This window comes from Allobosea sp. GW821-FHT10B12 (assembly GCF_059415545.1).
Genome location: NZ_JBWKNL010000006.1, coordinates 394085 through 419396 on the forward strand (window position 1 = coordinate 394085; position 25312 = coordinate 419396).

Here is a 25312-nt window from a genome sequence, read left to right on the forward strand (position 1 = left end):
CAGTTCGCCTCACCCCCGCATCAGCGCGGTGACGTGGGCGGCTGTGGATTTCGAGAGGCCCTCGAGGTCGTAGCCGCCCTCCAGGAGCGAGACGACGCGGCCACCGGCATGGCGGTCGGCGATCTCCATCAGCTTCTGCGTCGCCCAGGTGAAGTCCGCTTCCTTCAGGTTGATGTTGGCGAGCGGGTCCCGCCAATGCGCGTCGAAGCCTGCCGAGATGATCACTAGGTCGGGGCGGAAGTCCTCGAGCCGGGGCAGGATCGCGCTCTCGAAGGCGTCGCGGAAGACATCGGTGCCGTCGCCTGCCCGCAAGGGGGCATTGACGATCGTGCCGTGCTCGCCGCGCTCCGATGGAGCCCCTGTGCCGGGATAGAGCGGCATCTCGTGGGTCGAGGCGTAGAGCACGCTGGCGTCGCCCCAGAAGATCTCCTGCGTGCCGTTGCCGTGATGGACGTCCCAGTCGACGATGGCGACGCGCTCGGCGCCATGGGCCTTCTGCGCATGGCGGGCAGCGATGGCGGCGTTGTTGAAGAAGCAGAAGCCCATCGCCTTGTCGCTTTCGGCATGGTGGCCGGGCGGCCGCATGGCGCTGAAGGCGTTGCTGGCGCGCCGGGTCATGACCTCATCGACGGCATGGACGGCGCCGCCGACGCCGTGCAGCACCGCCGAGAGTGTGCCCGGCGACATGATCGTGTCAGCGTCGATCTGGACGAGGCCTTGCTGCGGCGAAGCTTCGGCGATCGCCCGCGCATAGGCGGCGGGGTGGCAGAGCTCGACCTGGGCGAGCGTGCCTTCCGGGGCCTCGACGCGCTGCAGCAGCGCGAATCGCTCATCCTCCAGGGCCTGCTCGACGGCGCGGATGCGGTCGGCGCGCTCGGGATGGCCCGGCGGCGTGACATGGCGAAGGCTGGAAGGATGGCTGATCAGCAGCGTCGTCACGCGCAGGTCTCCGAAGTCACGAAGCGGGCCGAACGGAGTAGGCCGCAAGCGTGACCATATTGTCACTGCAATGCAGCAAGACGCCAGAGGCTATGCTGAACTTCATTGCCTGCGAGTCATTTGCGCCGTAAGACCAGCTTGTGTTCGACCCGGGCCGTGCCTTGTCGGGTCACCGTTTTTTAACGAAGCATTCATCATAACGAGCACCGTTTCGGTGTCGGCGGTGGAACCCATGAAGCAGACTTTCGTTGCGGTGCTCGGCCTGTCGGTTCTTCTCGGCGCCTGCCAGTACAAGACCGTGCATGCGCCTTCGCTCTCGGCGCGTGATGCCGAATACATGGCGCTCGTCCCGAATTTCGAGACGCAGATCACGCATCTGCCTTACGAGATCAACGATCCGACCGGCGAAGAGCCTGGTACGATCATCGTCGATACCACCGAAAAGTTCCTCTACTTCGTCCTGCCAAACAAGAAGGCGATCCGCTATGGCGTCGCGACCGGCGACGAGGCTTTCGGCTGGACCGGCACCGCGGTGATGCAGCGCAAGGCCGAGTGGCCGCGCTGGACGCCGCCGGCCGAGATGATCGCGCGCTGGCCGCATCTGGCGCCGCGCGCCGGCGGCATGGAGGGCGGGCCGGAGAACCCGCTCGGCGCCCGCGCCCTCTATCTCTACCAGAACGGCAAGGACACGCTCTACCGCATTCACGGCACCAACGAGCCGGAGACGATCGGCCGCTCGGCCTCGTCCGGCTGCATCCGGATGCGCAATATCGACGCGATCGACCTCTACAACCGCGCCCAGGTCGGCGGGAAGGTCATCGTTCGCTGAGGCGACGCCATAGCATTGACCGAAAAGTGGAGTCCACTTTTCGGAAAAATCCGATGCTACAACAATGAGATAGATCACCGTTATCGCGTCCTATTGGACGCGCGGTGATCTAAGGCGTCGCCGTCATCCCAGTTCGATCAGGACGATCTCCGGCGGCGCGCCCAGCCGTAGCGGCATCTTGCTGCTGACGCCGAGCCCGGCCGTGACGATCAGGTTGCGGCCGTTCTCGACGATATGGCCATAGGCGTAGCGGTTGCCGTAGCGCGACGGCACCACCGGCGACCAGCCGAACAGCCTGACCTGACCACCATGGGTGTGGCCGGAGAGTGTGAGCGCGATGCGCGCCGGCGTGCTTGCGAAGATGTCGGGCTCATGCGCCATCAGGATCACGGGCGCATCGTCGGTAACCATTGCGAGCGTGCCGGCGAGGTCGTCGATGCCGCGATGGGCCCTGCGCACTCCCGGCGGCTGCAGCCAGCGCGGGAAGGCCCATTGATCGCCGAGCCCGGCGAGCCAGACTGGCCCGGCCGCGGTATCGAGCTTGAGCGCCTGGTTTTCCAGCACCGCAATGCCAACCGCCGTCAGCGCCGCGCCAGCCAGTGTCGGGCCGCGGCGCGCGCTCTGGGCGCGCTCGTCATGCCACCAATCGTGATTGCCGAGCACGGCAAAGCAGCCGTTCGGCGCCTGCAAACGGGCGAGCTCCGCCGCCCATTCGGCCGGTCGCGGATCACCGGGACGCCAGTCGCGGCTGGCGACGAAATCGCCGAGCAGGAGGACGAGATCCGGTTTCAGCAGGTTGGTCTGGTCGACGATCGCGCCGACGCGCGAAACCGGCATATGCCCGCTGCCGACATGGAGATCGCTGAGAACGGCGAGACGCAGCCGCTTGCCGTCAGGCCAGCGGGCAGGCCGGAGCCTGTAGCGGGTCACATCCTGGTGGGCTGGCTCCCAGGCATAGGCGTAGCTGCCGAGCCCGAAGCCGGACAGAAAAAGACCGGCGAGAGTTTGAAGAACTCTGCGCCGGTCAAGCATTCTGGGTCTCTGTCGGAGGTCGTCGTATCAATCTTCGAAACCGTTGCGCAGGAGCGCCGGAACGTCCCTGTGCTGCGAGGTCAACGCGGCCGGGGCCCAGCGGGTTCCTGCGACAATGGCAGGAATCGCGATCGGGCGGAAGCGCGATGCATAGGCCTCACGTGCGCTGGCATCATGGAAGCTGGCGGAACGGTGCGCGGGTTGGCGCGGCTTATGCGTAGACATGATCCTCGGTTTCCAGTTGTGGGCGCCGACGGTTCCTGGCCGTCAGCACCTGCAATGTCGCTGCCGATCAGGTCGGGCCGGCGGCGGCATTTTGAAATTGTCGTGACATTTTTCGTGTCACACCGAGGCTTTGGTCAGCTTTGGCACAGTTTCGCGGGCGGGCATGCTCAAACCGGTCGCGGCCGTTCCTTCCCGTCATGGTCGGGTTTGTCCCGACCATCCACGTCTTCCTTCACCAAGTACGGTGTTCAAGACGTGGATGCTCGCCACAAGGGCGAGCATGACGTCGTGGTTCCCGGGCTCGCCTTCAGCCCGCGAGCAGGCCTTCGGCCTTGACCCAGTCGAGCGTCTTGGCGAGCGCCCGCTCGTAGCGGTCGAACATCTCGCCGATCTCGGCCTCGGTGATCACCAGCGGCGGGCAGAAGGCGACGCGATCGCCGCCCATGGCGCGCAGGATCAGGCCCTCGTCCTGGGCGAAGGAAACCGATTTGGCCGCCACGCCCTTCTTGGCCTCGAACTGCGCCTTGCTCGCTTTGTCCTTGACCAGTTCGACGCCGCCGATCAGGCCGACGCCGCGGGCTTCGCCGACCAGCGGGTGCTCGGCGAGCTTGCCGAGGCGCTGCAGGAAGGTCGGCGCGACCTTGCGGACATGCTCGATGATCTTGTCGCGCTGGTAAATCTCCAGCGTCTTGACCGCGACGGCGCAGCCGACCGGATGGCCGGCATAGGTGTTGCCGTGGCCGAAGGTGCCGATCTTCCTGCTCTGGTCGACGAGGACCTCATAGACCGGCTCGTTGATCAGCACGGCGCTGAGCGGGAAATAGGCCGAGGTCAGCGCCTTGGCGCAGGAGAGGGTGTCGGCCTTCATCTTGTAGGTCGTGGTGCCGAACATCTCGCCGGTGCGGCCGAAGCCGGTGATGACCTCGTCGGCGATGAAGAGGATGTCGTATTTCGCCAGGACGGCGTTGATCGCCTCGAAATAGCCTTCCGGCGGGGTGACCGCGCCGCCGGCGCCCATCACCGGCTCGGCGATGAAGGCGGCGACCGTGTCAGGACCCTCGCGCTGGATCATCTCGTCGAGTTCTGCGGCAAGGCGCGCCGAGAAGTCGAGCTCGCTCTCGCCGGGTTGCGCGAAGCGATAATGGTGCGGGCTGGAGGTGTGCAGGATGCCGGGGAGCGGCAGGTCGAAATCGGTGTGGTTGGCCGGCAGGCCGGTCAGCGAGGCCGAGGCGACGGTGACGCCATGATAGGCCTTCAGCCGCGAGATGATCTTCTTCTTCTTGGGCCGGCCGAGCGCATTGTTCATGTACCAGACCAGCTTGACCTGGGTGTCGTTCGCATCCGAGCCGGAGGCGCCGTAGAACACCTTGGAGATCGGCACCGGGGCGATCTCCTTCAGCTTCTCGGCCAGCTCGATCGCCGGGTCGTGGCTGCGGCCGGAGAAGATATGGGTGAAGGGCAGCTTTTTCAGCTGCTCATAGGCAACGTCGCAGAGCTCCTCGTTGGAATAGCCCAGCGAGGTGCACCAGAGCCCGGCCATGCCCTCGATATAGTCCTTGCCGGAGACGTCGTAGACATAGACGCCCTTGCCGCGCTCCAGCACCAGCGGGCCGACCTCGCGATGCACCGCCAGATTCGTGTAGGGGTGGACGAGGGTCTCGATGTCGCGGACGGCGAGGTTGGTCAGCATTCCCGGCTCCAGCTTTTACGCGTTGTTTATGCGAGCATAGCCCGCGACCCGCGCAAGCACTGAGCGATTTTCCTGCAGGGCGGGGCAGAGTCTGGCGCGGGGCAGGGGCTGCGCGTCGGAATCTTGAGGCGGCTCATTCCACGCCTCCCGGTCATCCCGGACAAGCCGCGATGGCGGCGCCGATCTGGGATCCATGCCGGAACCGTTCAGGCATGGATCCCGGGTCTTCGCTTCGCTACGCCCGAGATGACAAGGTGGGTCAAGCGGGACACGAAGGAAGGCTTTCCTCCTTCGAGAGCTTCTAAACCTGCTTGCCAGCCGCGATGGCGATGCGCATGGTTCCGCGACCTTTCGAAGAGACCCTGCATGATCGACCCCGCCCGCATGGTGAACCAGCCGGCCCCCGGCCGCGACTGCGGCAGCTGCACGCTGTGCTGCAAGGTCTATGATGTGCCGGCGGTCGAGAGCGTCGCCGGCAGCTGGTGCAAGCACTGCCTGCCTGGCCGGGGCTGCGGCATCCATGCGATGCGGCCGGACCATTGCCGCGCCTTCTTCTGCCTCTGGATGACGCAGACCTTCCTCGGCCCCGAATGGAAGCCGGACAAAGCCCGCTTCGTGCTGACCATGGACCCGGCGACCAAATGGCTCTTCGTCCAGCTCGACCCCGGCGCGCCGCAGGCCTGGCGCAAGGAGCCCTATCTCTCCCAGCTGCGGCGCTGGGCCGCCGCCGGCAATCGCCCGGTGATCGTCTTCCTCAACAAATCGGCGACGGCCGTCATGCCGGACCATGACGTGCAGCTTGGAATGATCGCCGCCGACGAGCGGCTGGTGCTGCGCGAGGAACTGGCCGGCGGCCGGCCGCGGGTGACGGTGGCGAAGGTCAAGGCCGCGGCGTGAGCGAGCCTGGCCGGCCGATGCTGCATCACCTGTCCCTCGGCGTGGCCGACATCGAGCGCGCGACGGCATTCTACGACGCCGTGCTCGCGCCGCTCGGTTACGTCCGGGTCTGGAGCGACCTTCGGCCGGGCGAGGCCAATCAGGCGGTCGGCTACGGCGTTCCCGGTGGCGGCGACGCCCTGGCACTGAAACACCGTCCGGACGGGCAGAGGCCGCCGGGGCCGGGCTTCCATGTCGCCCTCGCCGCTCCCGGCCGCGAGGCCGTCGACGAATTCCATCGCGCGGCGCTGCAGCACGGCGGACGCGACAATGGCGCGCCGGGGCTGCGGGCGCATTACGGCCCGCATTATTATGCCGCCTTCGTGGTCGATCCCGACGGCCACAACATCGAGGCCGTGTTCAACGCGGCGGTGTAAGCGGAACTGGAGATGCCTTTGAGCAAGCGGGCGCGCGATTACGGCCTGGTCTGCGGCACGCTGCCGCCCGGCCCGCTCAATGCGATCACCGATGTGCCGGGCGTCGCCGTCGGTCATCATACGATCCGCGAGGGCGATGTCCGCACCGGCTTCACTGCGGTGCTGCCGCATCCGGGCAACCTCTTCCGCGAGAAGGTCAGGGCTGGCGTCGACGTCATCAACGGCTTCGGCAAGAGCGCCGGGCTGATGCAGCTCGCCGAGCTCGGCCAGATCGAGACGCCGCTCCTGCTGGGCAACACCTTCTCGGTTGCAACCGGAATCGAGGCGCTGGTCGGACGGGCGCTCGCCGGCAATCCCGAGATCGGCCGCAGCACCGGCACGGTCAATTCGCTCGTGCTCGAATGCAATGACGGTTTCCTCTCCGACATCCGAGCGCGGCGCCTGACGGTCGCCGATGCGGAAGCGGCACTCGATGCGGCGAGCGGCGGGCCGGTCGAGGAGGGGGCGGTCGGCGCGGGTACCGGTATGAGCGCCTTCGGCTTCAAGGGCGGCATCGGCACGGCCTCGCGCCTGATCGAACTCGACGGTCGCAGATTCACTGTCGGCGTGCTGGTGCAGGCGAATTTCGGCAATGCCGGCGACCTCGTGCTGCCGGACGGGCGCCATCCGGTGCCGCCGGCCGCGAGTCAGGTCCAGCCGCCGGAGCGCGGTTCGGTCATCATCATCCTGGCGACCGACCTGCCATTGGAGAGCCGGCAGCTGACGCGCATCGCCCGGCGCTGTGGCGCGGGGCTGGCGCGGCTCGGCGCCTTCTGGGGCAATGGCAGCGGCGACATCGCCATCGCCTTCTCGACCGCCTCGCGGATTGCGCACCACGACAAGGCCGATCTCGTCCCGCTGACGGTGCTCAACGAAAACCGGATCGACTTGGCCTTCCGCACCGCGGCCGAGGCGACGCAGGAGGCGGTGCTGAACGCGATGCTGGCGGCACCGGAGACGGTCGGGCGCGACGGCAACCGCCGACCGTCGCTGGCGGATTGGCTGAAGGGCTAGACAGTCGCGACCGGCGGCACGCGATAGCCGCCGCCCAGCTTCTCCAGCATCGCGCCGACCGCGATCGCCGTCCGGTCCTCGCCGAAGGGCGCGATGACCTGCACGCCGGCCGGCAAGCCGGCCTGCGAGAGCCCGACCGGCGTGCTCAGCGAGGGCAGATCGGCGCCGGTCGCGAGGCTCGCCCAGCACAGGAAGTCGAGATAGGGCCGCTCCACCCCGTCGATGTCGAGCCGGCGGGCATGGAAATCGGGCAGATGGTCGTGCTTCTGGCTTGCGACCGGCGCGGGCGGGCAGAGCAGCACATCGTAACCCTGGAAGAACCGGCCCCACTGCCGTTTCAGCGCGAGGCGGCGCTGGTGGAGCTGCTGGTAGAGGCCGGGCGTCATCCGGGCGCCACGGGCCTGCAGCGCCTGATGCGAGAGGTCGCCCGGCGCAAATTTCGCGGCTTGCGCCTGGATGCGGGCGCGGACCTTCGGCGGCAGGCCATAGGCGACGACGGCGTGGTTGAGCAGCGCGTAGACCTCGTAGGCCTCGCTGAAGCGGAAGCCGGGACGGGCGGTTTCGTCGACGATCGCACCGGCTTCGGCGAGGCGCCGGCCGGCTTCGCGCACGGTGTCGGAGACCTCTTTCGTCACCGGTGCGAACGGCTCCTGCGCCCAGATCGCGACGCGCAGGCCCTTCGCCTCCGTCTTGCGCGGGGCGGGCAGGGCGGCGCCGGCAACGTTGGGATCGCGTGGCCCGGTCAGCACCGGCAGGATCAAATCGAGGTCCTCGGTCGCGCGGGTGATCGGGCCGGCGACGACGAGGTCGGCATTGCGCAAGGTGCGCCGCTCCGGCGGCGGCGGGATCAGCCCCCAGGTCGAGACCAGGCCCCAGCTGGTCTTCAGCCCGAAGACGCCGCAGGCCTGCGCCGGCCAACGAATCGAGGAACCGAGATCGGAGCCGAGCTCAAAAGCGCTCATTCCAGTGGCGACAGCGACCGCTGCCCCGCCCGAGGAGCCGCCGGGCGAATAGTCGGGGTTCCACGGGTTGTTGGTCACGCCATGGGCGGGATTGTAGCTCTGGAAATCGCCTGAGAAGACCGGGACCATGGTCTTGCCGAGAATGACCGCGCCGGCTGCGCGCAGGCGGGCGACGGCGGCGGCATCCTCCTGCGGGATGCGCTCCTTATAGGCGGGCAGGCCGCCGGAGGAGGGCAGGCCGGCGACGTCGAAAGCGTCCTTGATCGTGATCGGCAGGCCTTCGAGCGGGCGGGCCTCACCGGCGGCGATGCGCCGGTCCGACTCCGCTGCCATCGCGCGCGCGGCGTCGCGATCCTGCGCGACGACGGCGTTGAGGCTGGGATTCAGAGCGTCGATGCGGGCGAAGGTCGCTTCCAGCAGGTCACTGGCGCTGAAGCGGCGGGCCAGCAGATCGGCGCGCAGGCTCGTGGCGGAAGCGGTGAGGTCGATCGAGGCCATCGGGAGGTCCGGCGGAGAGAAGGGGATTCGTAGAGCATCACGGCGGGCGGAGGAACCGCATCCGTCATGGTCGGGCTTGTCCCGACCATCCACGTCTTCTTTCGTCGAGAGTGGTGTTCAAGACGTGGATGCTCGCCACAAGGGCGAGCATGACGAGGCGGATGGCACTGCCTTAGCTACGACTACCCCGCCTTCCGCCGCGCCATCGTCCTCAGGAAATCCTCGCCATCCCTGACGCCGAGCTCGTAGGCGAAGCGGATGCCGTCCCAGTTGCGGATGGTGAACTGGCTGACTGGGATCACCTGCGAGGGGCGGACATAGGTGCGGTTCTGAACCTGCGGCACCTCGGCGAAGGGCCGCGTCAGCAGCACCAATGTCTGCTCGCCGGCCGCCTCCATCTCGGCCAGCGCCCAGGCCGGGGCACTGTCGACCAGGCCGCCATCGAGCGCGGCGCGGGCGCCGATATGGCCGGCCGGCATGAAGGGTGGCACGGCGGCGCTCGCCATCAGCGCATCGACCAGCTGCTCGGGATCGGCGCAGTCGGCGATGCGGATCAGGTCGGGCCGGAAGCCGAGCTTGCGCCCCACGGTCGGATGCACCGGGCGGCGGAAGCGCTTCTCGAGCTGGTAGGCGCCGATGCCGATCGTGGTGATGACGGGCAATGGCCAGAAGCGCGGCGGCCGCGAGATCGCGATCAGGAAATCGGCCTGGGCTTTCAGCGCCGCCAGCCGTTCCGGCGTGAACAGGCTCGCCAGCATGCCGCGATACATCTCGGCGACCGGGAAGAGCCTGCCACCGCGGCGGAAGGCGGCCCAGTCGACCTCGGAGGTGCGGCCGGTGCAGGCTTCGCGCAGCATCTCGCGCACGGTCGGACCGACACCGAGCGCGTTGTAGAGCATGGCGCCGGCCCCGGCGCTGGCGCCGACGATGCGGCGCGGCTTCAGGCCGATATGCGGCGCGACGGTCTCATAGAAGCCGCCCTGCCAGTAGCAGCGATTGCCGCCGCCGGCATAAGCCAGACCGGCGAACATCAGGGTGCGTCGATGGCGCGGGCGCGCTCGCGCCAGGCCAGCACCAGCCGGTCGAGCTCGGCGAGATCTTCCGTCGGCAATTTGCCGAGCGTCTGGGCGACATAGTCGCGCTGCGTCGCCATGCCGGCCTCGGCGAGGCGGCGACCTTCGGCGGTGAGGTGCATGGCGTAGGAGCGCCGGTCGCCGACGATGGCACGGCGCTCGACCAGCCCGGCCTGGACCAGCCGGTCGACCAGGCCGGAGACATTGCCCTTGGTGACGTAGAGGCGCTCGGCGAGCTCGCTCTGGCTGATGCCCTCGCGTTCGGTCAGGGTCGAGAGCAGGTCGAATTGCGGGATGGAGAGGCCGAGCTCGCGGATGCGCGCCGTCATCTGGCCGAGCATGCGCTGGTGCAGGCGCATGAAGCGGAACCAGACGCGATCCGGCTCGATGGGTTCCGGGGCGGGGACTGGGCGCGGCACTGACAAGGCGTTCGTTCCCTAGGATGGTTTACTTATAAACTAACTCATCTCGCAAGCGGACGCGAGGGCTTTCGCCGCGAGCCGTCCGCTGGCTATGCTGCCAAAAAGCGACGCAAGACGACAGGGAGAAACGCATGCTCGGGCTGATGCAGAATTGGCCGCTGCTGATCCACCGGATCATCGACCACGCGGCGATCCAGCACGGTACCCGCGAAGTCGTCTCCCGCAGTGTCGAAGGCCCGATCCGGCACACCGCCTATGCCGAGATCCGCCAGAACGCGCTCAGGATCGGCAAGAGACTGACGCGAGAAGGTATCAAGCTCGGCGACCGCGTCGCGACGCTGGCCTGGAACACCGACCGGCACCTCGTCCTCTGGTACGGCATCAGCGGCATCGGCGCGATCACCCATACCGTCAATCCGCGGCTCTTCCCGGAGCAGATCGCCCAGCTGATCAACCATGCCGAGGACCGTCTGCTCTTCCTCGACCTGACCTTCGTTGGGCTGGTCGAGGGCCTGCAGGACAAGCTGCCGAGCGTCGAGCGCTACATCGTCCTGACAGATGCGGCGCATATGCCGGAGACCTCGCTCCGGAACGCCGTTGCTTACGAGGATTGGCTCGCCGAGGCCGACGCTGATTTCGCCTGGGCAGCGTTCGACGAGAACACCGCGGCCGGGCTCTGCTACACCTCCGGCACGACCGGCGGGCCCAAGGGCGTGCTCTATTCGCATCGCTCGAATGTGCTGCACGCCATGGCCTGCGCCCAGCCGGACTATATGGGCCTGTCGGCGCGCACCGTGGTGATGCCGGTGGTGCCGCTCTTCCACGCCAATAGCTGGTCGCTCGCCTTCTCGGCGCCGATGACCGGGGCGAAGCTGGTCATGCCCGGCATGAAGCTCGACGGCGCCTCGCTGCTGGAGCTGCTCAATGGCGAGGGCGTGACGCTGACGGCGGCGGTGCCGACGGTCTGGCTCGGCCTGCTGCAGCATCTGGAAGCAACCGGTGGCAGGCTCGACACGCTGAAGCGGGTGGTGATCGGCGGCTCGGCCTGTCCGCGGGCGATGACCGAGGCGTTCGAAAAAAAGTATGGCGTAACCGTCGACCATGCCTGGGGCATGACCGAGATGAGCCCGATCGGCTCGTTCTGCTCGATCAAGCCGGTCTATGCCGAGCTCGAAGGCGAGGCGCTCTACGACCTCAAGGTCAAGCAGGGGCATCCGCAGTTTTCCGTCGAGTTCCGCTTGACCGACGATGACGGCAAGGATTTGCCCTGGGACGGCAAGACCTTCGGGCGGCTGAAGGTGCGCGGGCCGGCCGTCGCCGGCGCCTATTACAGGCACGACCAGCCGATTTTGGACGAGCACGGCTTCTTCGACACCGGCGATGTCGCGACCATCGATCCCCACGGCTACATGCAGGTCACCGACCGCTCCAAGGACGTGATCAAGTCGGGCGGTGAATGGATCTCCTCGATCGAGCTCGAAAACCTCGCCATCGGCCATCCCGATGTGGCTGAAGCCGCGGTGATCGGCGTCGCCCATCCGAAATGGGACGAGCGGCCGCTCTTGGTGATCGTGCCCAAGCCCGGCAGGACGCCCGGCCGCGAGGAGATGCTTGCCTTCATGACCGGCAAGATCGCGAAATGGTGGCTGCCCGACGATGTCGTGCTGGTCGAGGCGATCCCGCACACCGCGACCGGCAAGATTCAGAAGACGGCGCTCAGGGAGATGTTCCGGGCGTATCGGCTGCCGAGGTGAGGGAGGGGGAGGTCAGCTAAGGGTTGGAAGCGGAAGTCGATGATGCAGCGCCGTTGCCTCGATCTCAAAGCTGGTCGTAAATCGCCTTCCTCGCGTTGCGGAGGGCTAACGGCAAAGACAGCATGTCGATCTTGCCGGCAGTCACGATCTCCTTGGCTGGCGGATAAACCTGCGGTCGCTGCAACCCAAGGCAAGGCTTCACAATGACGAGCGACGAGATACCCCGAGCCTGTATGCCTTTAGTATCGACCGGTCGCTCGGGGGAATCATCACGCATGAGGCCATTCGTGTCCAAGGTCCGAAGGACCGTGCTGCGCTGATCTGAAATTGTCCTAGGCCATTCGATCAAGCATGAGTCGCCGATCGCAATTTTCTTCCCAGACATTGAAGCGGCAATCACGATTGGCCCACCTTCTCCATAGCCGCTGAGAAGAACGCGATCCTTATCGATCCAGTCGCTGCTCGCTATGTACTCGGATATGAAGACCAAATGTTCTCGCAAAATGCTTGAGACCATATCGCGGTCCCGATCTTTACAGGCTTGAAAAAGCGATTTCCGGTTCAGTAGCGGCAGGTTCTCATGAATACTTAGGATGGCGACATATTCGGGCAAGTCCTCGCCGGACACTCCAAACCCACAGCCTGGCAAGGCAACTATGACGGGGAGCCTTCCGAGCTCAGCCACGCGCTTCAGGAAAGAGGGCCGAAGAGATGACCCCATATAGCTGCCACCGCCAGATAGTTGCTTGATCGCGTGAACATCGAGCCGGGGTGCCGGCAATTTTGAATATTGCCGATCCAAATCTAGGTCGGCTGCAATGCGCGCTTGCTGCTCGGCATATCGCTTTTCGTCGCGGCTGCTCTGGACGTTCTTCACGATACCGACCAGTACGATCAGGCCCAAAAGTACCAACGCTAGAATTTTGGGCTTCTTCACCGCGTCCGCTCCAAGGTACATCGGAGGCTGTACAGTCAACGCACTTAAGGAACCATTTGGATCTGAGTTTGCTGATGGAGAGTTGCGGGCCGAGTGTCCCGAGGGCGTCGCCTTGCGCGATCTCGGGCGCCAAACAGTGTCCGCAACGGGTCGAAAGCCGCCGTCGAATAAGCACGTCCAGCCCGCCGGCCCGCGCGGTGAGGGTTTGAAGGCAAGCGCAAGTCCAAGGGGAGCGCGGGGGGCGGGTGCGGCAGCTTTCGGCCGCTTGTCGAATGTAGATGTCGAGATAAGAAGCGGCTGATGCTCGCTGCTCCTGAATCCCGCGCGCGGTCCTCTGATGGTGCCCCGCAGTGCTTTCAGTCCCGGCTCAACAGAGCAAGACCCGGACGACGAGTCCTTCCGCTAGGGAATATCGATTGCCGGGGCGCGAGAGTCAGGGAAAGCTGAGGCTTACGCCGACCGGGCCTCCATACTTCACCGAGACAAGGAGATCGCATGGAACTCCTCTTGGTCTTCGCTTTCCTCGCGCTGTTCAGCCTGAGCGCTCTCGCAGGCATGTCTTTGCGCAAGCGCCTGCATGAGCGGCATCTCACCAGCGAGAACATGGATTCGATCAGGCTGGTGACCGGGCTGATGGTGACCTTCGCCGCGCTCATCCTCTCCTTACAATTGTCGACAGCGCGGAATCGCTTCGATGTCACCAGCGGCCATCGCTCCGCCTATGCCGCGCGTCTGGCCAATCTCGACCAGTGCCTGCGCCTGTTCAGGGAGGCGGGCGATCCGATCAGGCTGAAGCTGCGGCAGTACACGGCCGCGGTGATCGCGAGCACCTGGCCTCATGAAGCGGCGCCCGAGGTCGCAGGCATGCCCGATACGCGCGGCATGGCCGTTCGCGGTGAGGATCGGACGCTGTCGCGCCTGATGAACGATATCGGCGCGGAGGTGGACACCCTTCCGACCACGGGGCTCGAACATTCCGCGACCCGCTGCCGCGCGGCCTATGCGGAGGTCTCATCCGCCAGATGGAACGTCATCGAGGATGCGATCGCCCCGTCCGGCGACTTCTTCGTCGGCATATTGAGCTTCTGGCTCAGCCTGGTCTTCCTGAGCTTCGGCCTGCAGATCCCGCGCCGGCTGCTGAGCGCGGCCGTTCTGGTGATCGGCGTGCTCTCCGTCTCAAGCATCATGTTCGTGATCGTCGATCTCAGCCTGCCCTATCAGGGGGTGTTCCACGTCCCCAGCGCGGCGATGCGCGAGGCGTTCGCCGACATGTCGCGGTAGGAAGGGCGCCGAACTCTTCCGAGGATGACGGGCGTCGGAGAACCCAAGCCTGCGACTGAGCGGGTTTGGCGGTCACGCTGCTTCCGGTATCGGAGCCCCTTCGTTGCGTTGTCTGTAGAACTGAAGAAATTCTCCGGGTGGCAAGGCCTTGGAGTAGAGCCAGCCCTGCGCGAATTCGACACCAGCGGCTTTCAGATAGGCTGCCTGCTCCGCCTTCTCCACACCTTCCGCCACGACGACGAATGTCAGGGTATGCGCCATGTCGATGATGGATGGCGTCACGATGCTCGTCGCAGCCTCGCGGCCGATGGCGTCGATGAATGACTTGTCGATCTTGAGCGCATTGAGGGGCAGGCTCTCCAGAAGGGACAGGCTGGAATACCCCGTTCCAAAATCGTCGATCGCGATGGTGTGTCCGAGTTGCCGTGCCCGCTCGAGCGTGGCGCGAGCCGCATCGGCTTCGATGAAGCTGCGCTCGGTTGCCTCGAGCCAGATTTGCGCCGGGTCGACCTGGGCTTTCTCCAGGGCGGGGGACAGCACGTCCAGGAAGCGGCCGCTCTGGATGTCTTCGGCCGAGATGTTGATCGCGATGTGCAAGGAGGGATCGGCCCGCAGCGCCATCTTCATGTCTTCCAGCACCCGCGCGATCATGATGTCGGTCACGGGTGCGATCATGTGATGGTCTTCAGCGTAGGTGATGAAGAGATCCGGCCTGACCCAGGTGCCGTCCGGTTTGGGCCATCGGATGAGCGCTTCAGCTCCAACGCATCTGCCGGTCGCAAGCTCGATGATGGGCTGATAGTGCGCCACGAACTCGCGGTAGACGATTCCTGTCCTCAGTTCGCCTGCCAGCGACATGCGCTGGCGCGATGCCCAGATGATCAATGCAATGATGCTCGCCGAAATCGCCAAGCCGATCGGGATGAGCTTCCAAAGCTCGCTATCGGTGCGCCAGGCGACGACGCTGTGGTCCGAGATCGCGAAAGCAATGAAATCAGCGCTGCGCAGCGAGGAGAACACCTTCTGACCAGTCGTTCCACTGGTCTCCTGCAGCGAGAGCTGCCGCACCAGAAGAGGATCGGCCTGCCCTGACAATGCGAGGAGCCTGCCGTCATGAGTGGCGATCCCGATAACCATCGGGGTGTCGTGCAGGACGTCGATCAAGCGCTCCTTCTTGATGAGCGCCTGGTAAGGCCCGTATGCGACCGCCACCATAGCGGCGGGCGGGCGCCGCAATGTCGGCCCCGAGCCTATAACGAGGCCAAAACCTTCGGACAGGGCGATATCCGGCTTTTGCATCGGCTCAGGGCTCGTCGAGGGACCCCAGCTGTCGCAGATCAACGTTCCGTCTTTGAAAACATCGATTTCCTCTACGGAGAGGATATCCCTGGCCAATTGCTGCAATCGCTCCAGGTGGAGTGGTGAACACAGTGCATGGTTTTCCACCACCAGCCGGCGCAAAGCATTCTTGGCTCGCGTGACCGCCAAGTCGGCCCGCTGCAAGGTCCACCTCGCATAGTCCTTCAAATGTACGCGTTCGATCGCAATGGCCCGCTGCTGTGACAGGTAATAGGCAACTGCCAGAGGTAGCAGGCCCAAGCTGATGCCCAGCCCAATCGCGACGGGCAGGATCAAGCGGCGGCGCATCAGAATACCTTTCCGGAGAGTATCCGGAATTATCCTAACATATATTCGTGCGATATTCAGTTTTGATCGGCTTGGTGAAATTATATACTTTCACGAAACGGCTCGATAACCGTAAGGAAGCTGTCTTTCGTCGAGGAGTCGTCGGGCAGAAGATCGCGGGGAGCGGGGATGAGGGCAACGCCGCGGATCAAATCGCGGCGAGGAAGCGCTCGATCGCTGCGACCAGCGTCGTCTCCGCCTCGCGATGCGGGACATGACCGATCCCGGCCAGGATCAGCGCTTCGCCGCGCCCTTCGGCAATGCGCTTCGGGTGGCGGGTCGAGCCGTACTCATCCAGTTCGCCATGGACGGCGAGGACGGGACAGCGCACCCTGGCCAGAGGCTGATCGAGCGCCCAATCCGCGAAGTCGGGCGAGAGCCAGGTCCCGATCCAGGCGTCGAGCACCCAGGGCGTCTTGTCGCCGTGATAGCGCGCCAGCCGGGCGCGGTTGTCTGGATCCTGGAAATCGCGCTGCGCCACCCTGATCCCGGCGAGCGTCCTGTCCTCGATGAAGGTCTGGGCGGCGATGGTGACCAGTGCCCGGCAACGCCCCGGCCAGCGCGCTGCGGTCTCGATCGCCATGCCGCCGCCGACGCTGTGGCCGCAGACGATGAAGTCCCCGATGCCGAGCCGATCGCAAAGCTGCGGGATGACATTGTCCGCCTCGTCCGCGACGAAGCCGATGCCGAGCTTTTCCGGATGCGGGTCAGAGCGGCCGAAGCCGAGGCGGTCATAGGCGACGACGCGCCGGCCGGTCGCGGCCGCGAGCTTTTTGGGGAAGCTGCGCCAGAGTTCGATGCAGCCGAGCGAGTCGTGGAAGAGCACGACCGGCGCGCGCCGGCTCGCTTCAGGGGCAGATGGCGTCCAGCTTCGGGTGAACAGGTGGCGGTCGCCGAGCCGGAGCAGGTCGTCCCGTTGGTCGATGGTCGTCACTCGGGTGCGCTCTGCCGGCAGTTCTCAAGATGTTCATTCTGCCTTTGCCCTTGCCGTGTCGGCAAGGAGGCCGGCCACCCGGAGGTGGCCGGCCGGATGCTCAGAACTCAGCCCAGCCGCTGTCGCCGCGCTTGCCGGCATTGGCGACCTTGCGCGGGGCGGGGCTGAAGGCGGTGGCCGCGAGCTGCTGGAGGTGTTGCGGCCCCGCCGCGGCAGGCTTGCTGATGGCGGCCGGCCTGGCGGCCGAACGGGTTGGCGCGGCATGCAGCGAGGCCGTGCCGTCACCACCCGTCTTGAAGGCCGCGACGAGATCGTTGAGCTGCGTGATGCGCTGGTTGAGCGCATTGGCGCTGGCGGCGCTCTGCTCGGAGAGGGCGGCGTTCTGCTGGGTCATCTCGTCCATATGGGCGACGGTCTGGCTCATCTCCTCGATGCCATTGGCCTGCTCGGCCGCGGCGGAAGAGATGTCGCCGATCGTCGAGGCGACCTTCTGCGACGCCGCGAGGATCTGTGTCAGCGCATCGCCCGCCTGCTGGACCAGCTTGACGCCCTCGCCGACCTCGGCGTTCGAGGATGAGATCAGCGTCGAGATGTCCTTGGCGGCCTCGCCCGAGCGCTGTGCCAGGGTGCGGACCTCGGAGGCGACGACGGCGAAGCCCTTGCCGGCATCGCCGGCGCGGGCTGCTTCCACGGCAGCGTTGAGCGCCAGCAGGTTGGTCTGGAAGGCGATGTCGTCGATCACGCGGGTGATGTCGGAAATCTTCTTCGAGGCATCCTCGATCCGGGCCATGGCTGCAACCGCCTTGCCGGCGATCTCGCCGCCGCCCTCGGCGGCGCGCATCGCCTCCTCGGCAGTGGTCGCCGCCTGGCGCGAGGCCTGGGCCGAAGCCTTGACGGAAGCCGCGAGCTCTTCGGTCGTCGCGGCGCTCTCTTCCAGCGAGGAGGCCTGCTCCTCGGTGCGCTTCGACAGATCATCCGCGCCAGTCGCGATCTCCCGGGCCGAGAGCCCGACATCGGCAGAGGTGAGCTGGATGGTCCTGACGGTCGAGGACAGGCGCTCGACGGTCTCGTTCACCGCCGCCTTCAGCTCGCCGAAGCGGCCGCGATACTGGGTGGCGATGTCCTGCGTCAGGTCGCCCTCGGCGACGCGCTGCAGCACGGCGACGAATTCGGTCGTGGCGCTGTCGACCACGGCGTTGATCTCGTTGATGCCGGCGACGAGCTTCTGCATCTGCTCATCGGCATCGTCGATCTCCAGCCGGGCCGAGAAGTCGCCATCGGCCGCGGCAGCGACGACCTCGCCGACATCGGAGACGACGCGCGACATCGCATCGGCCCGGGCTGCGCGGGCTGCGGCCTCGGCGCGCTCCTGTGCCTCCAGAGCGCGGATCTGCACCAGCTTGTCCCGGAACAGCAGCAGCGCGGTGGCGACGGCGCCGACCTCGTCATTGCGCCCGGTCTGCGGGATCGGCGTCTCGAGCTCGCCATTGGAGAGCCCGTCGATGCTGGTCCTGACCGCGGCGAGCGGCCGGATGACGCGCGAGGCGATCAGTGCGCCGGTGGCGAGCACCAGCGCGACCAGCGCGGCGAGCAGCAGGTTGAACACCCACTGGATCTGGCTGACGGTGGCGCTGGTCGCCTCGAGGAGCGCGTTGGTGCGGGCCTGGACCAGCCCGAAGAACTCGTCGACCGGCTTCATGATCTCAGCCTTCATCCGGTCGTAATCGGCCGAAAACAGCAGCTCGCGGGCGAGGTTGAGATCGCGCTCCTTCTTGACGGTGTATTTGCCGCTGCCATCCTCGAACAGACCCTTGGCGGCGTTGATGGCGCGAGTCTCGAGGGCGACGAGACCATCGGACTTGGCGGCAGCCTGGCCGAGCTTGGCGAATTCAGCCTCGGTGAAACCGGCTTCCTTCATCTCGGTGAGCAGGGCCTTGGTCCGGCCTGGGCCGCGGGGGCGCACGGCATTGTCGAGGACGAGGTCCCAGTAGATCCGATGCGGCTCGACGGGACGGGGCTTCTCGCCGCTGCGCATGGCGATGACTTCGAGATATTGCTGCTCGTAGCGCGCGTTGCCGGTGACGGCGAAAGTGCGCGCCAATCGTGTCAGGTCGTCCGAGCTCTGCCGGAACTCGTCGGCGAGCAGATAGGAGTTGTAGGCCTGGCGATAGGCGCCGGCCCGGGCATCGACAGCCTGCTGCTGGAAATACCACGCCCCGATGATGGCTGCGATCAGGGCGGCGTAGAGCCCTGCGATGCACAGGAAGATCTGCTTGATGGAGAGATTGGCAGCCAGGCGCATGCTGATGGTCCTAGACAGTGTGGAGACGAGGCGGGATCGGGCACGCGCGTCGCAACGCGGCTTGAACGGGGCGCATCAATCGACGGGACGCCATATCGCAGGCGTGGTCATGCCGATCGGAAAGGACGAGTGGTCGTCGGAGGGGAAATGTTTACCTTGTCGGACAACACGGTCGCGATAGAGCATGCTGGGAAATCCAGGGTGCCAATTTTCTAGGCAAATCGTGCTCTGAGACAGTAAATTTTTACTAAATACTTTGCTTTGGCCGTTGGTGCTGCTCTAGTTTTCTCGCTGAAGCATCTATCTAAGGTTGTGTATGTTTCTGATTGATTAGTTTATGGCGATATCGATTTGCTGGCTGGAGCATAAATGCGCGCCGAGCGTGTTTCGAATTCAGAATTCAACTTTGGCTATTCTTGGTGAGCCAAATGTTGGAGGCGCTGCCCGTCATTGCCGCCAGGGGCGGCCGGCTGTTTCAGCCGGTCTCGACTTCGAGTGCTTCGGCGAGGAAGCCGGCCAGCGCCCGCACGGCCGGCGTTGGGCGCCCCGGCGCAAGATGCAGTGCGATCTCGGAAGCCGGCAAAGGAGGTAGCCCTTCGGCCTCGCCGAGCAGGCGCAATCCCTCGCGTGCGGTGCCGGCCTTGACCACGGTCAGCGCCGCGCCGGCGGCCGCGACCGCCTCGACCGCGCCGATGCTGGAGGAGGAGAACAGGATGCGCCAGGGTCTTCCGGCCTCGTTGAGCGCCGCGAGTGCCCATTCGCGATACATGTTCGGCGCCTTGAGCAAGGCGAGCGGCAGCGGCCCGGCAGGCGGGAAGTCGTGCCGGTCGGACCAGGCCCAGGCGGTACGCTCGCTGCGCAGCACCTCGCCGCTGCCGTCCCCGGCCTTCTGCGTCGCCAGCACGAGGTCGAAGGCCTCGCCGAGGCTGGCGATCAGATCGCGGGTGAAGCCGGTGGTGACCTCGAGCTCGACCTCCGGATGCGAGCGGGCGAAGCGGGCGAGGGTCTCGGGCAGGACGATGGTGGCGTAATCATCCATCACCGCGAGCCGGACGCGGCCGGAGACGTTTCGGGCCCGGACCACGTCGAGCGCCTCGTCATGCAATGCGACGATGCGACGGGCATAGGACAGGAAATCCTCGCCGGCCCGGGTCAGCAGCACCTCCTGCGGCGAGCGCTGCAGCAGGGTCTGGCCGGCGATCTCCTCGAGCTTTCGCACCTGCGTCGAGATCGTCGATTGCGTGCGGTTGAGCGCCGTCGCTGCGCGCGTGAAGGAGCGCAGCTCCGCGATGGTGACGAAGGAACGCAGCAGGTCGATGTCGATATTGCGCAGCATCGCAAGGCCTCTCGCGCCCGCAGCATGGACGACGCCGATCATCAAAATCGAATAATTCAATTTTGGCTGGCCGCGCGCCGCCGCTAGCTATAGGGCGAGCCCTTCTGTTCGGACGTAGCGTCAACGAGGTCAAGCATGCCGAGGCTGAGATCCGCCACCACCACCCATGGCCGCAACATGGCCGGCGCCCGCGGCCTCTGGCGCGCCACCGGCATGAAGGACAGCGATTTCGGCAAGCCGATCATCGCCGTGGTGAACTCGTTCACCCAGTTCGTGCCGGGCCATGTCCACCTGAAGGACCTCGGCCAGCTCGTCGCGCGCGAGATCGAGAAGGCCGGCGGCGTCGCCAAGGAATTCAACACCATCGCGGTCGATGACGGCATCGCCATGGGCCATGACGGCATGCTCTATTCGCTGCCCTCGCGCGAGCTGATCGCCGACAGCGTCGAGTACATGGTCAACGCCCATTGCGCCGACGCGATGGTCTGCATCTCCAATTGCGACAAGATCACCCCCGGCATGCTGATGGCGTCGATGCGCCTGAACATCCCGACCGTGTTCGTCTCGGGCGGCCCGATGGAGGCCGGCAAGTACATCGCCGAGGGCGTGCTGAAGAAGGTCGACCTGGTCGACGCCATGGTCGCCGCCGCCGACAGCAAATACACCGACAGCGAAGTCGAGGTGATCGAGCGCTCGGCCTGCCCGACCTGCGGCTCGTGCTCGGGCATGTTCACCGCCAATTCGATGAACTGCCTGACCGAGGCGCTTGGCCTCGCTTTGCCCGGCAACGGCTCGACGCTGGCGACCCATGCCGACCGCAAGCGCCTCTTCGTCGAGGCCGGACATCTGATCGTCGACATCGCCAAGCGCTACTATGAACAAGATGATCAAAGCGTGCTGCCGCGCAATGTCGCGAGCTTCAAGGCGTTCGAGAACGCGATGACGCTCGACATCTCGATGGGTGGCTCGACCAACACGGTGCTGCACCTGCTGGCGGCGGCGCATGAAGCCGAGATCGACTTCACCATGGCCGATATCGACCGGCTGTCGCGCAACGTGCCGGTGCTGTGCAAGGTCGCGCCGGCCGTCGCCAACGTCCACATGGAAGATGTCCATCGCGCCGGCGGCATCATGGCGATCCTCGGTGAGCTCGACCGGGCCGGGCTGATCGACACCTCGCTGCCGACCGTGCACAGCGCGACGCTGGCCGAAGCGCTGGGGCGCTGGGACATCAGGCAGACGCAGAGCGAGGCGGTGCGCTCCTTCTACAGCGCCGCGCCCGGCGGCGTGCCGACGCAGACCGCCTTCAGCCAGGACCGGCGCTATGAGGAGCTCGACCTCGACCGCGAGGGCGGTGTCATCCGCGAGAAGGCGCATGCGCATTCGCAGGATGGCGGCCTCGCCGTGCTCTACGGCAACATCGCGCTCGACGGCTGCATCGTGAAGACGGCCGGTGTCGATGCCTCGATCCTGACCTTTTCCGGCACGGCGGTGATCTTCGAGAGCCAGGACGCGGCAGTCGAGGGCATCCTCAACAACAAGGTCAAGGCCGGCGAGATCGTGCTGATCCGCTATGAGGGGCCGCGCGGCGGGCCGGGCATGCAGGAGATGCTCTATCCGACCAGCTATCTGAAGTCGAAGGGGCTCGGAAAGGCCTGCGCGCTGGTCACCGACGGGCGCTTCTCCGGTGGCTCCTCGGGCCTCTCGATCGGCCATGTCTCGCCCGAGGCGGCCGAGGGCGGCGCGATCGGCCTGGTCGAGAGCGGTGACGTGATCGAGATCGACATCCCCAGGCGCAGCATCGTCCTCAAGGTCTCCGATGAGGAGCTGGCGCGCCGGCGCGCCGCGATGGACGCCAAGGGCAAGGATGGCTGGAAGCCGGCGGCGCCGCGCAAGCGCAAGGTCTCGACGGCACTCAAGGCCTATGCGGCGCTGGCGACCAGCGCGGCCAAGGGGGCGGTGCGCGCGATCGATTGAGCTGACCCGAGTCAGCGGAGGCCCCGGCATGAGCGAGCTCTGGGGTGTGGTGGCCGCGGCGGCGTCGAGTGCGCTTGGAGGAACCTCCATCGCCGCGACCCGCTATCTCGTCGGCCACCTCGATCCACTGGCGATCGGTTCGTTCCGCTTCGGTATTGGCTGTCTGCTGCTCGTGCCGGTCGCCCTGCTCGGTGACCGGCGCTGGCCTGATCGCAAGGACTGGCTCCAGACTGCCGGACTGGGGCTGCTGTTCTTCGCGATCTTCCCGATCCTGTTCAACGCTTCGCTGATCTATACCAGCAGCGCGCGCGGGGCGCTGGCGCTCTCGACCCTGCCGCTTCTGTCGCTCGTCGTCGGCGCGGTGCTTGCCAAGGAGCGATTGACGGCGCGCAAGACGGCCGGCGTCTTGACTGCGATGACGGGCGTCGGCTTCGCGCTTCTCGCAGGTCTCGCCCATGCACCCCCGCAGGCCTGGCTCGGCGATCTCCTGATGATCGCGGCGGCGTTCTGCATGGCCCTCTACGGGATCTGGTCGAAGCCGGTCATCCGGCGCTGCGGGCCGATCCCGTTCACCACGATCGCGATGGCGATCGGGGCGCTGGTGCTGATCGCCGTCTCGGCGATACGAGGCAGCTTCGATGCCGTGGCGCAGTTCGGCTGGCAGCAATGGTCGGCGGCGCTCTATCTCGGCGCATTCGGGGCGGCGTTGACGTTCTATCTCTGGGCTTTCGCCCTCGAGCGCGCCTCGCCGACGCGCGTTGCCGTCACGGTCACGGTCAATCCGGTCACCGCATCGCTCGTGGGGGCGCAGATGCTGAACGAACCGATCGGCTGGAACCTCGTCGTCGGTATCGCGGTGGTCGGCGCGGGCATCTGGCTGGCGACCACCGACGCGGCCTGAGCGCTTGTGCTTCTGTCGGCGTCACATCTTCGCCACGGATCGTCCGGACAAAAGCCGCATCGACAAATCGACGCGCCAGCCTGTGACAGTGCCGGCGCGCGGGTTCTGGAGGTGGCCTTGCCGGCGTTCCTGATCGTAGCCCTGCTCTGGCTCGGGCTCATCTCGCCTTCGATCGCGCAGGCGCCGCCGGTCACCCTCTCCGATAATGCCGAGTCGATCGCGGTCGTGGTCGGCAACAAGAGTTACAAGCAGACCAGCACGGTCGACTACGCCCATAACGATGCCGAGGCGATCAGGACTTACCTCACCGGCACGCTCGGCTTCCGCGAGCAGAACGTCTTCCTGCTCAAGGATGCAACGCTCGGCGAGCTCACCCAGATGTTCGGCAGCGAAGCCAATCCGCAGGGCGGGCGGCTCTGGCGCAGCGCGGTCGAGGGCCGCTCCAACGTCTTCGTCTACTATTCCGGCCATGGCGTGCCGGATCTCGCGACGCGCCAGCCCTTCCTTTTGCCGCAGGACGGCAACCCGAACGCCAGCGAGAGCGGCTACGCGCTGCAGACGCTCTACCGCAACCTCGAACTGGTCCGGCAGAAGATCGGAGCGCAGCGCCAGCTGATCGTGATGATCGACGCCTGCTTCACCGGCGAGACTGGCCGCAAGGGCGAGAGCCTGCTCGCCGTCTCGGCGCCGGGCTTTACCCCGGCCAAGCCGCGCACCGGCGGCGGCATCGTCAAGCTGGTCGCGACCTCCGGCGCGACCCCGGCCAACTGGGACGAGAACCAGAAGCTCGGCCTGTTCACCAGCCGCTTCCTGATGGGCGCTGCCGGCCTGGCGCGGCCGGCCGGTGCGCCCGAGAGCGGTCCGCTCGCCTGGTCCGACCTGCAGCGCTATCTCAAGGACAGCGTCGAGGCCGCGGCGCGGCGCGACAGCGGCCGCGAACAGGCGCCCGAGATCGACCTTGCCTCGATCGCTTTACCGGTGGCGCAGCCGGTGCCGGCGGTGGCGCGGGCGGTCGCATTGGCGCGGGACGAGGCCAACTGGCAGCGGGCCAAGGCAGCAGGTGAGCGCAGTGCGCTCGAGGGTTATGTCGCGCGCTGCGGCGAGACCTGCGGCTATCGCGAGGCGGCGATGGCGTTGCTGCTCGACAAGCGCCGCAGCGGCGAAGCCGCGAGCGATGAACAGAACTGGATCAGGCTCGGCGGCTCCGGCAAGTACGAGGACTATCTCAAGGGCTGCGGCGCGGTCTGCGCCTATCGCTCCCTTGCCGAGGGCTATCTCGGCCGCAGCGACGCCTCGCGCGATCCGCGCGTGCAGGAGTGCGACGAGCTCGCCGGCGACCCTGCCGATCCCGACCGGCGCGAGGGCGTCAAGGGCGTGAAGTTCGCGCGGATCGATGCCCGCGCCGCGATCGCCGCCTGCAAGCAAGCAGCCGAGTCGCAGCCGCAAATCAGGCGGCTCGCCTACCAGCTCGGCCGCGCCTATGACAAAGCCGAGCGCTACAGGGATGCGCTCGCGGCTTACGACAAGGCGGCCGATGCCGGCAGCGCCGCGGCGATGAACAATCTCGGCGCGCTCTACGAGAACGGCCAGGGCAGCAAGGTCGAGCTGCAGAAGGCTTTTTCGCTCTATGAACGCTCTGCCGGCACCGGCAACGCCATCGCGATGAGCAATGTCGGGCGCATGCTGCAATATGGCCGCGGCCGGCCGCGCGATGAGGCGGCATCGCTGCGCTGGTACCAGAAGGCGGCGGAAGCGGGCGACGCCTTCTCGATCGCCAAGCTGGTGCCGGCCTATCTCGAGGGCCGGCCGGGGTTCCCGAAGAACCCGCAGAAAGGCTTCGACCTGTTCCGCCAGGCCGCCGACAAGGGCGATCCGATTGCGATGGTCTCGATGGCGACGCTGATCGACAACGGCTTCGGCTCATATTTTCCGGGCACGAGTTCGCTGCAGATGCTGATCAAGGCACTGGAAAAGGGCGAGGCCGGCGCCGCGGCGATCTCCGCCAGCGACGTCTCCGAGCAGAAGCTGAAGCCGGACACGGTGCGGGCCTTGCAACGCGCCGCGCAGAAGGCCGATCATTACAGCGGCGCGATCGATGGCCGCTTCAACCCTGTCTTCGTGCGGGCGCTCGATGGCTATGCGCGGTCGCTGGAGCAGGAGCATTAGAG

The 25312-nt window shown here is 66.2% G+C and carries 20 protein-coding genes; 9 read left to right on the top strand and 11 right to left on the bottom strand.

Annotated elements, in window-relative coordinates:
* Positions 1–9: 9 nt before the first annotated feature.
* The gene (locus tag AC07O0_RS22010; RefSeq protein ID WP_494625807.1) at positions 10–939 is read right to left on the bottom strand and encodes a histone deacetylase family protein; all 930 of its coding nucleotides are present in this window, start codon (positions 937–939) and stop codon (positions 10–12) included.
* A 232-nt stretch (positions 940–1171) separates the two neighbouring features.
* On the opposite strand from AC07O0_RS22010, the gene AC07O0_RS22015 reads away from it, so the two are divergent.
* Positions 1172–1768, top strand: coding sequence for a L,D-transpeptidase (locus tag AC07O0_RS22015; protein WP_494625808.1), 597 nt, complete (start codon positions 1172–1174; stop codon positions 1766–1768).
* A gap of 123 nt (positions 1769–1891) precedes the next feature.
* Here the strand turns inward: AC07O0_RS22015 and AC07O0_RS22020 are convergent, their stop codons facing one another.
* Both AC07O0_RS22020 and AC07O0_RS22025 read right to left on the bottom strand, forming a co-directional pair.
* Positions 1892–2800 carry a metallophosphoesterase gene (locus tag AC07O0_RS22020; RefSeq protein ID WP_494625809.1) on the bottom strand — a complete coding sequence of 303 codons (909 nt, stop codon included), beginning with the start codon at positions 2798–2800 and terminating at the stop codon, positions 1892–1894.
* 532 nt (positions 2801–3332) lie between these two features.
* Entirely contained in the window at positions 3333–4715 is a 1383-nt protein-coding gene (locus AC07O0_RS22025) for an aminotransferase (RefSeq protein ID WP_494625810.1), read from the bottom strand.
* Positions 4716–5081: 366 nt separating this feature from the next.
* On the opposite strand from AC07O0_RS22025, the gene AC07O0_RS22030 reads away from it, so the two are divergent.
* From AC07O0_RS22030 to AC07O0_RS22040, 3 genes are read left to right on the top strand one after another with little or no spacing between them, the layout of a single operon-like run.
* Positions 5082–5612, top strand: coding sequence for an RING finger protein (locus AC07O0_RS22030; protein ID WP_494625811.1), 531 nt, complete (start codon positions 5082–5084; stop codon positions 5610–5612).
* 17 nt (positions 5613–5629) lie between these two features.
* Positions 5630–6028: a VOC family protein gene (locus AC07O0_RS22035; RefSeq protein WP_494625873.1), complete on the top strand. Its 399-nt coding sequence runs from the start codon at positions 5630–5632 to the stop codon at positions 6026–6028.
* Between the two features lie 18 nt (positions 6029–6046).
* On the top strand, positions 6047–7081 hold the full coding sequence (locus AC07O0_RS22040; RefSeq protein WP_494625874.1) for a DmpA family aminopeptidase: 1035 nt from the start codon (positions 6047–6049) through the stop codon (positions 7079–7081).
* Here AC07O0_RS22040 and AC07O0_RS22045 read toward each other — a convergent pair.
* The 3 genes from AC07O0_RS22045 to AC07O0_RS22055 all read right to left on the bottom strand — a co-directional run bounded on the left by AC07O0_RS22045 (position 7078) and on the right by AC07O0_RS22055 (position 9973).
* Positions 7078–8541, bottom strand: a complete 1464-nt coding sequence (locus AC07O0_RS22045) for an amidase family protein (RefSeq protein WP_494625812.1) — start codon at positions 8539–8541, stop codon at positions 7078–7080. The genes AC07O0_RS22040 and AC07O0_RS22045 overlap by 4 nt on opposite strands.
* A gap of 182 nt (positions 8542–8723) precedes the next feature.
* Positions 8724–9572 (bottom strand): patatin-like phospholipase family protein, encoded by an 849-nt coding sequence (locus AC07O0_RS22050; protein ID WP_494625813.1) that lies wholly within the window; start codon positions 9570–9572, stop codon positions 8724–8726.
* Positions 9572–9973, bottom strand: a complete 402-nt coding sequence (locus tag AC07O0_RS22055) for a MarR family winged helix-turn-helix transcriptional regulator (RefSeq protein ID WP_454028764.1) — start codon at positions 9971–9973, stop codon at positions 9572–9574. The genes AC07O0_RS22050 and AC07O0_RS22055 overlap by 1 nt, the downstream gene beginning before the upstream one ends.
* 194 nt (positions 9974–10167) lie before the next feature.
* Between AC07O0_RS22055 and AC07O0_RS22060 the strand changes: the two genes are divergently transcribed.
* Entirely contained in the window at positions 10168–11790 is a 1623-nt protein-coding gene (locus tag AC07O0_RS22060; RefSeq protein WP_494625814.1) for a long-chain-fatty-acid--CoA ligase, read from the top strand.
* A gap of 64 nt (positions 11791–11854) precedes the next feature.
* On the opposite strand, the gene AC07O0_RS22065 is transcribed toward AC07O0_RS22060, so the two are convergent.
* Positions 11855–12727: a hypothetical protein gene (locus tag AC07O0_RS22065; RefSeq protein WP_494625815.1), complete on the bottom strand. Its 873-nt coding sequence runs from the start codon at positions 12725–12727 to the stop codon at positions 11855–11857.
* A gap of 495 nt (positions 12728–13222) precedes the next feature.
* Here AC07O0_RS22065 and AC07O0_RS22070 point away from each other — a divergent pair, with 495 nt between their 5' ends.
* On the top strand, positions 13223–14008 hold the full coding sequence (locus AC07O0_RS22070; protein WP_494625816.1) for a bestrophin-like domain: 786 nt from the start codon (positions 13223–13225) through the stop codon (positions 14006–14008).
* 72 nt (positions 14009–14080) lie between these two features.
* Here the strand turns inward: AC07O0_RS22070 and AC07O0_RS22075 are convergent, their stop codons facing one another.
* From AC07O0_RS22075 to AC07O0_RS22090, 4 genes are all read right to left on the bottom strand, one after another.
* Entirely contained in the window at positions 14081–15655 is a 1575-nt protein-coding gene (locus tag AC07O0_RS22075; RefSeq protein WP_494625817.1) for an EAL domain-containing protein, read from the bottom strand.
* Positions 15656–15842: 187 nt separating this feature from the next.
* Positions 15843–16628 carry an alpha/beta fold hydrolase gene (locus AC07O0_RS22080; RefSeq protein ID WP_494625818.1) on the bottom strand — a complete coding sequence of 262 codons (786 nt, stop codon included), beginning with the start codon at positions 16626–16628 and terminating at the stop codon, positions 15843–15845.
* A gap of 100 nt (positions 16629–16728) precedes the next feature.
* Positions 16729–18930, bottom strand: coding sequence for a methyl-accepting chemotaxis protein (locus tag AC07O0_RS22085; RefSeq protein ID WP_494625819.1), 2202 nt, complete (start codon positions 18928–18930; stop codon positions 16729–16731).
* 475 nt (positions 18931–19405) lie between these two features.
* Positions 19406–20266: a LysR substrate-binding domain-containing protein gene (locus AC07O0_RS22090; protein WP_494625820.1), complete on the bottom strand. Its 861-nt coding sequence runs from the start codon at positions 20264–20266 to the stop codon at positions 19406–19408.
* 135 nt (positions 20267–20401) lie between these two features.
* Between AC07O0_RS22090 and ilvD the strand changes: the two genes are divergently transcribed.
* The 3 genes from ilvD (at position 20402) to AC07O0_RS22105 (ending at position 25310) form a co-directional block, all read left to right on the top strand.
* Positions 20402–22243 carry a dihydroxy-acid dehydratase gene (ilvD, locus tag AC07O0_RS22095; protein WP_494625821.1) on the top strand — a complete coding sequence of 614 codons (1842 nt, stop codon included), beginning with the start codon at positions 20402–20404 and terminating at the stop codon, positions 22241–22243.
* 28 nt (positions 22244–22271) lie between these two features.
* Positions 22272–23144: a DMT family transporter gene (locus AC07O0_RS22100; RefSeq protein ID WP_494625822.1), complete on the top strand. Its 873-nt coding sequence runs from the start codon at positions 22272–22274 to the stop codon at positions 23142–23144.
* A 111-nt stretch (positions 23145–23255) separates the two neighbouring features.
* Positions 23256–25310, top strand: coding sequence for a caspase family protein (locus AC07O0_RS22105; protein WP_494625823.1), 2055 nt, complete (start codon positions 23256–23258; stop codon positions 25308–25310).
* The last annotated feature ends 2 nt before the right edge of the window (positions 25311–25312 follow it).